We start from the raw sequence: 9,778 nt of genomic DNA, 5'->3' as shown, positions 1-9,778 counted from the left end.
GTGGTGGGGGGCAGTGGTGGGGCCGGTCGCATTCGGGTGCCGGCTTTGCACAGCCCGCCGTGCGGGCGAACCGGCTCGGGTGATGCGGTAGCCGGTGGCACCCTTGTTCCACTTGACTGTCAGGGTGTCGCCGTTCTGGCTGAGATTGCCGGCCCGGTCCTTGTTTGCGACCCGGACGCCGTCCTGCTGACACAACAGCACGACCTCCAGGAAGTCACCGCTCCCATCCTCCCGCCAACGCCCCTTGCATTCGAACCCGGACCCGTCGCTGAGGATCGCGTTGATCCGGGCAGGCTCGTCGAGCTACGCGTCACCGATCGCCGGCATTGTGGAGTCGGGCACCTTCCACACGGCCTGGAGGCCGGTCCCGGTGGGCTCGGGGACGAGTGGATTGTCGGGGGTCTCCGACTCCTCGGGTGGTGGCTGGACGATCGGGAAATTGTCGCTCGGGCTCGCGCTGGGTGCCGAGACGCTCGGGTCGGCACCGACCGCGGGCGACTCGGTGTCGTCACCCCGGCCAACCGCGAACCACAACCCGCCGGCCACTACGACGAGAGCCACTGCAGCGGCCGTCACGATGAGCCCGGTCTGCCGTTTACCCGGCCGCGGTGCCTGCCCCGGTCCGCCGGGGAAGGGACCGGGCGGCGGCGGCTAGGGCCTGTTGCGAAAGTGGCGCGGTCACCCGAAGGGCGGCCACGCGGCTGGCGCCGCTTCGTATCAGGCTCCGAAGGACCGCTGTCCCTGGGAGCCGTGGGCCGCGAGCGGAAGACTGCGCAGCGACAGTGCGCTCGGCGCTGGCAGCGCTCCGTGGGCCGCCTCGGCGCGGAACGACTGGAGCAAGTACGCCACCAGACGCCGGGACGCGGCACGGTCATCCGGCAATGCGGTGACCAGACCGCAGTGGGACAACAGGGCCACGGCAAAGTCGGAGGGGTGGAAGTCGGCCCGCAGCACGCCCGCCGCCTGAGCCCTGCGGACCAGGGTGATGAAGTCCCGCTCGGCCTGTTCCCGTACCCGCGCGTGTTCTCGCGTGCTGTCCGGAAAGGCCGCGACGAACGCGGCCGGGAAGCCCCGTTCCTCCCGTTGTAGTTCGCAGACCGTCTCGACCAGTCGCTGGAAGCCCTGCCACGGATCGGGGTCGGCCAGCGCCTCGGTGAGCGCCCGAGCGCAGGTGTCCATCTGGTGCGCGAACGCGGCCCGCACCAGTGCGTCCCGCGTCGGGAAACGCCGGTACAGCGTCGCCACGCCGACCCCCGCCCGCCGGGCCACGGTCGCCATGGGCGCGTCGATGCCGTGCTCGGCGAAGACCACGCGGGCAGCCGAAAGGATGCGTCGCCGGTTGCGCCGGGCGTCCGCCCGCAGACTGTCCTGCCCCGCGATCCGAGAGGATTCCCCCACCGCTGTCTCTCACCTCCGGTCAAATGGACGATCTCGTCCGCTTGCCAGCCTACGCTCGGCGCCACGATCCCCCGCACGGCCACTGGTGGCGAAGGTGAGAACGCAACGATGGACGACCGCACGATGAAAGCCGTACTGTTCGACCGCTTCGGCGGCCCCGAGGTGCTGTATGTGGGCCGGGTGCCACGTCCCGGACCGGCACCCGGCGAGGTCCTCGTGCGCGTGCGCGCGTTCAGCGTGAACGGCGGCGAACTGGCGGCCCGTTCCGGTCGGGCCCGCCTCATCACCGGCCGGAAGTTCCCGCAGCGCATCGGGCTGGACTTCACTGGCGAGATCGCCGCACTCGGCACCGGCGCGACCGGCGTAGCGGTCGGCGACCAGGTGTGGGGCGTCCTGGGCCGCAGCTCCGGATTCGGCAGCGCCGCCGAGTACGTGACGGTACGGCCCGAGCGGCTCGGCCGGGTCCCGGACGGACTGGACCTCGTAGCCGCTGCCGCGCTGCCGGTGGCCACCACGGCCGTCACGGCCCTCCGCGACAAGGCCGCACTGCGCCCCGGCGAACGGCTGCTTGTACGGGGCGCGGCGGGCGGCGTCGGCAACGCCGCCGTCCAGCTGGGACAGGCGTACGGTGCCGAGGTCACGGCCCTGGCCCGCGCTGCCAACCTCGACTTCGTCCGTACGCTCGGTGCCCACCACGCCGTCGACCACCGGGCCGTGTCCCCTGCGGAACTGGGGCTGTTCGACGTGGTCCTCGACACGGCGGGCACTGACCTGCGTACCGTACGGCGGATGCTGAAGCCGGGCGGACGCATGGTCACCATCGCCTTCGACCTGACGCGGCCCGCCGCCTCGCTGGGCTACATCGCGGCCAGCGCCGTCCACGGACGCGGCCGGGTGCGCTTCTTCAGCGGCAACCCCGAACGTGCGCTCTTCGACGACCTCGCCCGCCAGGTGACAGAGGGGAAGCTGCGGCCGGCGGTGGACACGGTCTTCCCGCTGGAAGAGACAGCGGCCGCACACCGGGCGCTGGAGGCGGGCGGGGTGCAGGGCAAGTACGTGGTCAGGGTCGACTAGGGTTTGTTGGAAAGGTGCTGGTCACAGCCACTCGTTGAGGACTGCGACCAACACGGTCGCCTCGTAGCGGACGGCGAGCTTGTCGTATCTCGTGGCCACGGCCCGGTGGCGCTTGAGGCGGTTGATCCCGCACTCGACGACATGCCGCTCGCTGTAGTCGGTTTTGTCGAACTTCGGCGGCCGACCGCCTCGGGCACCGAGTTTCTGGCGGTTGCGGACGCGGTCGGCGGGGACCGGGATGGTCGCCTTGATCCCGCGTCTGCGCAGGTAGGCCCGGTTGCGGCGGGAGTCGTACGCTTTGTCGGCCCGCACCCGGTCCGGCCGCCTGCGGGGCCTGCCCGGACCAAGGCGGGGTACCCGGATGGCTTCCAGGACCGGCTCGAATTGCGGCGAGTCACCCCGCTGGCCGGCTGTGATCACGACGCTCAGCGGCTTCTGCCCCTGCTCGACGGCAAGGTGGATCTTGGTGGTCAGGCCGCCTCGGGAACGTCCGAGAGCATGGTCGGCCGGCTCAACGGCAATGCCGCCGGGCGGTTCCTTTTGCAGATCCCCTTTTTCGAGGCCCCGGCGGCGTGCTGGTGGGCCCGGCAGACGGTGGAGTCGATATTCACGTCCCAGGTGATCAGGCCCTTCGCGTCCGCCTGAGCTTGGAGCTGAGTGACGATCCTGGCCCAGGTGCCATCGCGATGCCAGCGCCGGAACAGGTCGTAGACCCGTTCCCAGGGCCCGTAGCGTTCCGGCACATCACGCCAGGGAGCGCCGGTACGGGTCCGCCACCGGATGCCGTCTATCAGCTGCCGTCGCGTCCACACCGGCGGACGGCCCGGCTTGATGCCCTGCGGCAACAACGGCTCAAGCCGGGCCCACTGTCCATTCGTCAGATCACCACGCCCCACAGGGCGTGATCATCCACGACCAAGATCCACTTTCGCAACAGGCCCTAGCCGCCGTACGGCGGGCCTGGCTGGACGTATGGGTTTCCCGGCCCCGGGCGTACCAGGTTGCGGCACCTGCGGCTGCCCGTAGCCAGGCTGCGGCGGTCACGCCGAGGCAGCGGGCCGACTGTACCCAATTCGCGCCGGTGCCGGAGAAGATCCGGATACCCTGCCGCGGAGTGGGCGGCCCCCGCAGGAAGCCCGACAGCTTCGCTGCCGACAAGGCCTGCAGCAACGGTCCTTGCCGTCAGTACTGCGGCGGCGCGGCATCCGACAAACGATCCCGCAGAAGGCCGACAGCCAGGCCGCCCGCCTGCGCAAAGGATCGCGAGGCGGATTCCCCAAGGCTTCGACAAGGAACGACACAAGAAGCGCAACCCTTTGGAGAGGGCCATCAACGAGCTGAAGAACTCCCCTGCTGTCGCGACCCGTTGCGACAAGCGCGGATACGTGTTCCTCGGCACCGTCACCGCGGCCACCCTCGTCATCCGGCTCCGCACCTGAGCGCATGGCACGACGTCATCTCACCGAGGCATCCGGCGCCGGCACCAAGCCCGCTGCCGCAAGGAAGTCCTCAAGGCTGACAACACCGCTGCCGGTGCCATCGGTCCATTCCACCAGGAGCCCCGAGAGGTCCTCGTTCCAAGAGTCTGCCGTATCGGCATCGCCGTCAGGGCCGGAATGCCACTCGACGCAGCCCACGCCATGCCGGTATCGGAGATACAAGTACTGGCCGTCTGCCGTCCAGGCATCCCATGGCGGCGGGTAGGCAGAACACGTCTGCACAACCCGCATCGACTTCCGACCCTCATCCGTACCCGTCCGAGGATGGTCGCGCAGCAGCAGACCGTCGGCAATCGACTTCAGACCGCCGTCACAGGCGCCTCAAGCAGCAGCCGGACGCACGCCATCAATGATCGACCGGGCAACTCCTAGTCGGTCGTGTGCGTGGGGTAGACCTCGACGTCTGTGTAGGCGCCCTCGATCTCCCCCGCGCCTGCCGGCCACTTCAGGGTAACGGTGTGGGTCTCGTTCGGGGGCGTCACCAGGATGTTGGTCGGGGACGCGAGGCTGTCGCCGGTGTTGTCGATGTCGTAGGCGAGGTTGAAGACAGCGGCGTCGCCGGGCTTCAGGGTAGTGACACGCGGCTGGGCGTGGCCGCGCTCGATGGGGTTCGAGGTGTTGTCGGCGTCCTTGATGTCGACGCCCGCGAAGCCCGTTGCCGAGCAGGTGGTCGAACCCCGGTTGACCATGGTGATGTCGATCCTGCCGGAGTCCTTGTCGGGCGCGGCGTCCGTGGCGTCGATGGCCAGGTCTTGCGTCTTGCAGAACGTGACCTTGCCGCCGGTGGCCGCGCCGTTCGCGGCTGCCTCCGCCCCGGTGTCGTCACTGGAACCCGACTTCGCGTTGCCGGCCTCCGAGTCGCCGGAGCCCGAGCCGCCCTCCGGCTTCGAGCCGCCGTCCGAGGAGGAAGAAGACGAGGACAGGGAGCTCTTGGAGGACGAATTCTTCTCGGAGTTGTCGCCGTTGCAGGCGGTGAGCGAGAGGGTGGCGGCGACGCCGATGGCGGCGAGAGCAGTGATGCGGGTGTACTTCATGGTGTTCCCCCAGGAGTGGCGCGGTGCATGTGGTCGGAAGTATTTGTATCTCGCACCGAGTCACAGGCGGTCCTCCACTACGTCTTCGTTGCGTCACAGGCGTATCGACCCCGCGGTGCGCAAAGCGTCACCGTACGGTCGCCGGCCCGGCCCGATTTCGCCCTGCGGCCCGGGGCGCAGCCGTGTCCTCGCCGGCAGCGCGGTTCGGTCCGGCACAGAGTGCCCATGCCCGATGTCTTCGAGCACGCCCCGCGGGTCTGGAATGCCGCGCACCTTCGCGACGCGCTCAAGAGCCTGACCGATGACGCGCCCGTCCAGATCTGCGTGGCAGGCGAACTCGGCGACTTCGAGGGATGCCGCGACTTCGTCCTTGTGGACGCGCATCAGGTGGAGAACCAGTGACCGCCCACCTCGCCAGTGTCGGAACGTACCGGGACAGCGGAGGCATTGACGCTGTTCGCCGACTGGGAACCGGGCACGTACGACCGTCCGGAATGAACCGGAGGCCGCAGCGGCGGCTCGCTCCGGGTACGGGTCAGGTGGGGCCAGCGGCGGAGCAACACCGGTACCTGCGTGCTCGGCAGCCGCTGCCGACACCGCTTCGTGGACGACCGGGCCGTCCCCCAGCCGGAGATACGGCCCCTGTGGCCGAAGAGCTCGTCGTCGATATCTGCTGTGACCCAGATCATGTTCTCCGGGTGCATCGTGGGCCCCCTGCCAGTGCCTTCTACAAGGTGTAGGCGACCGACGAGAACAGGGACAGTGCGGATGGAGCAGAGTCGAGCCCGTGCGTTCGACGAGTTCGTGGCTGCCCGATGGTCGGTGCTGGTCCACTTGGCCCGTCTGCTCGTCGGAGGCGATCTGCACCGGGCCGAGGACTTGTTGCAGGAGTCCTTGGTCAAGCTCTGGTTCGCCTGGCCCAAGGTCGCGGACGAAGCACCGGAGCCGTACGTCCGCAAGGTGATGATGCGTGCGGCGGCACGCTCGGGACAGCGGCGTTGGTGGGGTGAACGCCCCGTCGAACAGCTCCCCGAGTCGGCTGTTGTCGGCGATGTGTCGGCGGACGTGGCGGAGCGTTCCCGACTGGAGGCCGCGCTGGCCCAGTTGTCGCCGAAGCAGCGGGTGGCGGTGGTGCTGCGCTATTACCAGGATCTGCCCGAGGGGCAGGTGGCGGAGGTGCTCGGGTGCCCGGTGGGCACGGCTCGGTCCCATGCCGCACGCGGTGTGGCTCGGCTGAGGCAGATCCTGGGCAATGTGAGCGAGCCGGTGCGGTGAAGGAGAACCCCATGGATCACTTCGAACGGCAGCTGGCACAGATGATGCGTGACAGCGAGGCGGCGCCCGCACCGTTCGAGCCGAAGCACCGGGAACGCCTCTGGGAAGGGGTGCGTGTCAGCCATCGGAGACGCGCCGCGCGCAGGGTGGTCGGCTCCGTTCTGGCCGTCGTCGGCCTCAGTGTCGGGCTGTCCCTGCTGCCCGGTCATGCGACCCGGGTCGAGCCCAGCCACCCTGGCCCACAGCCCACGACGAGCCTGCCAACCTCCGCCCCGCCCGCGATGCCCGACGCGTCCCCGAGCGCACCTTCCTCCTCGGGAGCCTCCACCGTCCCCGCGCCCCCGGGCGGGACCGCCACAAGCGCGCCGCCGGCCGCGGCCGGGAGCACGGCCACGGCCACCGAGAACCCGCCGGGAAGCACGGAGGGCGCGTCGCCGCCCTCGACCTCGGCCCCGCCTTCGGGTACGGCGACCGTACAAGAACAGCCGTTGCCCACCTCGTCCTCGCTTGTCGCCCCATAACGCCGTCACCCCGTACGCCGCAACGCCACAACCCACCGTCGCCCCGAGTGTCTTCGGCCTGCCCTGCGCCAAGTCATAAAAAGGATAGAACGTGAGAAAACAAGGTTCGCTCGCCTTGAAGGACCTGAGTCAACTGCCGCACCGCTCATCGGTGGTGACACACCACCCGGAGCCCGTCCTGGACATGGTCATCCCCGTGTTCAACGAGGAAAGAGATTTGGAGCCGAGCGTGCGGCGGCTCCACACTCACCTGTGCGAGACCTTCCCCTACTCGTTCCGTATCACCATCGCCGACAACGCCAGCACGGACAGCACCCCGCAGATCGCCGCCCGGCTGGCAGACGAACTACCTGAAGCGCAGTGGCTCCGGCTGGCCGAGAAGGGTCGCGGCCGCGCGCTGCGTACCGCCTGGTCGCTGTCGCCGGCCCCCATACTCGCGTACATGGACGTGGACCTGTCCACGGAACTGACGGCGTTGCTGCCGCTCGTGGCCCCGCTGCTCTCCGGCCACTCCGACATAGCCATAGGCACCCGACTGGCCCCCGGTTCCCGGGTGGTGCGCGGCCCCAAACGAGAGATCACCTCTCGTTGCTACAACGCCCTCCTGCGCTCCGTCCTCGCCGTAGGTTTCTCCGACGCGCAGTGCGGATTCAAGGCGGTGCGGCGCGATGTGGCCGAGCGACTACTGCCCCTCATAAAGGACTCGGAGTGGTTCTTCGACACTGAACTCCTGGTGATCGCCGAGCGCGCCGGGCTACGCATCCACGAGGTGCCGGTCGACTGGGTGGACGATCCCGACACCCGGGTCGACATCCTCGCCACGGCGCTGGCCGACCTGCGCGGCATCGCCAGGATCAGCGGGGCGCTGGCGCGGGGCACGCTACCGCCGACCCGGGCGCTCCGCGACGGCGCCGCCGTTCCGGGCGGGCTCACCGCTCAACTCCTGCGTTTCACCGCCGTGGGAGCAGTGGGCACTCTCGTGTACCTGCTCCTCTACACAATGCTGCGCCCGATGGTCGGTTCCCAGGCCGCCAACGCCCTCGCGTTGCTGATCTGTGCCATGTCCAACACGGCCGTGAACAGGCGGCTCGCCTTCGGGCTCCTCAACCGCGGCGGTGTGCTGCGCCACGGGTGCGGGGGCCTGTTCGTTCTCCTGATCTGCCTCGCGATCACCAGCGGATCGCTCGCCGTCCTGCACCACGCGATGCCCTCGGCCGGGCAGGCTGCCGAACTCGCCGTACTCCTCACCGCCGGCCTGGCCGCGACGCTGCTGCGGTTCCTGCTCTCCCGAGCGCGGGTGTTCCGCATATGATCAGGACCGCTGCCCGTGCGACCGAGACCGGCACACAGAGCTGGAACGCGAGGCTGTGTGATGAGCCCGCCGGTACGGGCCCCGATCTTCGGAGCCGGCTGCGCCACACAGCCGAGCACTACGGCCCCGTGCTGGCCGTCTACGGCACGCTCAAACTCATCGGCTTCGCCGCCTTCATGTGGCTGCTGCACTCCGCCGGGGACTACCGCACGAAGAACCCGCGCTTCGGCGGCGGCGCCCAACCGTGGGACGTCCTGGCCAGCTGGGACGGCTGGTGGTACCAGCAGATCGCCGTGCACGGGTACGACCCTCGGCTGGTCCCGATCCCCGGCGCCACCGGCCCGATCACCCTCGAAGGGAACTCAGCGGCGTTCTTCCCGCTCTACCCGGCGCTGATGCGGCTCGTCTCCGAGCTCACCGGCCTCGGCCCGTACGGCGCCGGCCTGCTCGTCTCCATCGTCGCCTCCTTGACCGCCGCCCTGGGCATCTACGCCATCACCGAACGCCTCGGCGGCAGACGAGCCGGACTGGCCGCGGCCGGCCTCTGGGCCGTCTGGCCAGGCTCCGGCCTGGAGTGGGCGGTCTACTCCGACTCCCTCTACGTGGCCCTGGCCGTCTGGGCCTGCCATGCCGTTCTGAGCCGTCGCTGGCTCACCGCCGGTCTCCTCACCTGCGTGGCAGGGCTCAACCGGCCCACCGCCGTGGCACTGATCGCCGCCGTCGGCTTCGCGGCCCTGCTCGCGCTCCACCGCCGCCAGGACGGCATCCTGCGTCCGGTGACCGCGATGGCCGTCGCCCCGCTCGGCCTCCTCTCCTATCTCGGCTGGGTGGGTCACCAAATGGGCGACTACAGCGGCTACTTCAGACTTCAGTCCGGTGCCTGGGCCCACGAGTGGGACTATGGCCGACACACCCTCGACGTCCTCACATCCGTCCCGGTGGGCCACTCCGACTATCTCTTCGCCTGGCCCTTCGCGGACCTGATCGGCATCGGCGTCGTCCTGCTCGCGCTCGCGCTGCTCCCACTGCTGATCCGGCTTCGTCCCCCAGCCATCCTGCTGGTCTACACCGTGCTCACTCTCGCCCTCGTCCTGGGCAGCCAGCAGATTTTCGGCAACGTCTCCCGCTATCTGCTCCCCCTCTTCCCGCTCTTCCTCCCCCTCGCCCTCGCCTTGCGCCGCCTCAGCCCGACCCACCAGTTCACACTCCTCGGCATCGCGGCCCTGGCTTCCGGCTCGTACGCGGGCTACGCCCTCTTCGAGCTCGGCGTCCCGTAACCGATGCCCCTGGCAGGGGGCCCGACGACCACGTCCCTGCCCACCGCGAGGCACCCAAGCCTGAGGCCGGCCCACCGTAATGCCGCGCGACACAAACGCCTCCGCCGCCGTGACGGCAGCTGCCCCGGCCGTACGAAACCGCCCCTCCCGCGCGCTGCGGGAGGGGCGGGATCCCGCAAGTTCGGGGCCACGCTTTCCGACCAGGAACGCCACCTGGCCGGACGAGCCGAAGCGCGGTGCCGACTACAGGAGTTCGCGAACCAAGCGGGCCACGTTCGCGCACGCCGAGATCGCCGCCAGGACCACCCGCCACCCGCACAGACCACGATGTCCTGGCCCGGAATCAGGGGTACGGTATTTGAGCACGATGCATCACCCTTCTGCGTGT

10 protein-coding genes and 1 pseudogene are annotated in these 9,778 nt (G+C 69.5%); 6 read left to right on the top strand and 5 right to left on the bottom strand.

Features of this window, described 5'->3' with window-relative positions; translation table 11 throughout:
* The 3 genes and pseudogenes from AADR41_RS31160 to AADR41_RS31150 form a co-directional block, all read right to left on the bottom strand.
* Positions 1-195 (bottom strand): annotated as a pseudogene (locus AADR41_RS31160) (hypothetical protein); the annotation flags it as partial.
* A 108-nt stretch (positions 196-303) separates the two neighbouring features.
* Entirely contained in the window at positions 304-561 is a 258-nt protein-coding gene (locus tag AADR41_RS31155) for a hypothetical protein (RefSeq protein WP_342284919.1), read from the bottom strand.
* A 156-nt stretch (positions 562-717) separates the two neighbouring features.
* Positions 718-1,398, bottom strand: a complete 681-nt coding sequence (locus AADR41_RS31150) for a TetR/AcrR family transcriptional regulator (protein WP_342284918.1) — start codon at positions 1,396-1,398, stop codon at positions 718-720.
* Between the two features lie 108 nt (positions 1,399-1,506).
* Here AADR41_RS31150 and AADR41_RS31145 point away from each other — a divergent pair, with 108 nt between their 5' ends.
* Complete coding sequence (locus AADR41_RS31145) at positions 1,507-2,472, top strand: NAD(P)-dependent alcohol dehydrogenase (protein WP_342284917.1); 966 nt, start codon at positions 1,507-1,509, stop codon at positions 2,470-2,472.
* Between the two features lie 21 nt (positions 2,473-2,493).
* Here AADR41_RS31145 and AADR41_RS31140 read toward each other — a convergent pair.
* Positions 2,494-3,368 (bottom strand): IS5 family transposase gene (locus tag AADR41_RS31140; RefSeq protein ID WP_446751135.1). Its coding sequence is split into 2 segments (ribosomal slippage): positions 2,494-3,002 and positions 3,002-3,368, totalling 876 coding nucleotides; the frame shifts between segments, so codons are not numbered across the junction.
* 420 nt (positions 3,369-3,788) lie between these two features.
* Here AADR41_RS31140 and AADR41_RS31135 point away from each other — a divergent pair.
* A complete protein-coding gene (locus AADR41_RS31135; protein ID WP_342284915.1) occupies positions 3,789-3,911 on the top strand; it encodes a hypothetical protein in 123 nt (40 codons plus the stop codon).
* A 428-nt stretch (positions 3,912-4,339) separates the two neighbouring features.
* On the opposite strand, the gene AADR41_RS31130 is transcribed toward AADR41_RS31135, so the two are convergent.
* Complete coding sequence (locus AADR41_RS31130) at positions 4,340-5,005, bottom strand: DUF4232 domain-containing protein (RefSeq protein ID WP_342284914.1); 666 nt, start codon at positions 5,003-5,005, stop codon at positions 4,340-4,342.
* Between the two features lie 225 nt (positions 5,006-5,230).
* Here AADR41_RS31130 and AADR41_RS31125 point away from each other — a divergent pair, with 225 nt between their 5' ends.
* The 4 genes from AADR41_RS31125 to AADR41_RS31110 all read left to right on the top strand — a co-directional run bounded on the left by AADR41_RS31125 (position 5,231) and on the right by AADR41_RS31110 (position 9,390).
* Positions 5,231-5,407 (top strand): DUF6225 family protein, encoded by a 177-nt coding sequence (locus AADR41_RS31125; protein ID WP_342284913.1) that lies wholly within the window; start codon positions 5,231-5,233, stop codon positions 5,405-5,407.
* 366 nt (positions 5,408-5,773) lie between these two features.
* Positions 5,774-6,280: a SigE family RNA polymerase sigma factor gene (locus tag AADR41_RS31120; RefSeq protein ID WP_342284912.1), complete on the top strand. Its 507-nt coding sequence runs from the start codon at positions 5,774-5,776 to the stop codon at positions 6,278-6,280.
* A 705-nt stretch (positions 6,281-6,985) separates the two neighbouring features.
* A complete protein-coding gene (locus AADR41_RS31115) occupies positions 6,986-8,113 on the top strand; it encodes a bifunctional glycosyltransferase family 2/GtrA family protein (RefSeq protein ID WP_342284923.1) in 1,128 nt (375 codons plus the stop codon).
* A complete protein-coding gene (locus AADR41_RS31110; protein WP_342284910.1) occupies positions 8,110-9,390 on the top strand; it encodes a glycosyltransferase family 39 protein in 1,281 nt (426 codons plus the stop codon). Before AADR41_RS31115 ends, AADR41_RS31110 begins: the two co-directional genes overlap by 4 nt.
* The last annotated feature ends 388 nt before the right edge of the window (positions 9,391-9,778 follow it).

It is taken from the genome of Streptomyces sp. CLV115, from assembly GCF_038448545.1.
In the GTDB taxonomy this organism is placed as follows: Bacteria; Actinomycetota; Actinomycetes; order Streptomycetales; family Streptomycetaceae; genus Streptomyces; species Streptomyces sanglieri.
The sequence above is the reverse complement of the archived record's forward strand: the minus strand, read 5'-3'. Positions and strand labels throughout refer to the sequence as shown.

What these genes read in the sequence shown, in the direction of transcription:
- AADR41_RS31145 (WP_342284917.1), top strand. Translation starts at nt 1,507, where the DNA reads ATGGACGACCGCACGATGAAAGCCGTACTGTTCGACCGCTTCGGCGGC.
- AADR41_RS31130 (WP_342284914.1), bottom strand. Translation starts at nt 5,005, where the DNA reads ATGAAGTACACCCGCATCACTGCTCTCGCCGCCATCGGCGTCGCCGCC.
- AADR41_RS31125 (WP_342284913.1), top strand. Translation starts at nt 5,231, where the DNA reads ATGCCCGATGTCTTCGAGCACGCCCCGCGGGTCTGGAATGCCGCGCAC.
- AADR41_RS31120 (WP_342284912.1), top strand. Translation starts at nt 5,774, where the DNA reads ATGGAGCAGAGTCGAGCCCGTGCGTTCGACGAGTTCGTGGCTGCCCGA.
- AADR41_RS31115 (WP_342284923.1), top strand. Translation starts at nt 6,986, where the DNA reads ATGGTCATCCCCGTGTTCAACGAGGAAAGAGATTTGGAGCCGAGCGTG.
- AADR41_RS31110 (WP_342284910.1), top strand. Translation starts at nt 8,110, where the DNA reads ATGATCAGGACCGCTGCCCGTGCGACCGAGACCGGCACACAGAGCTGG.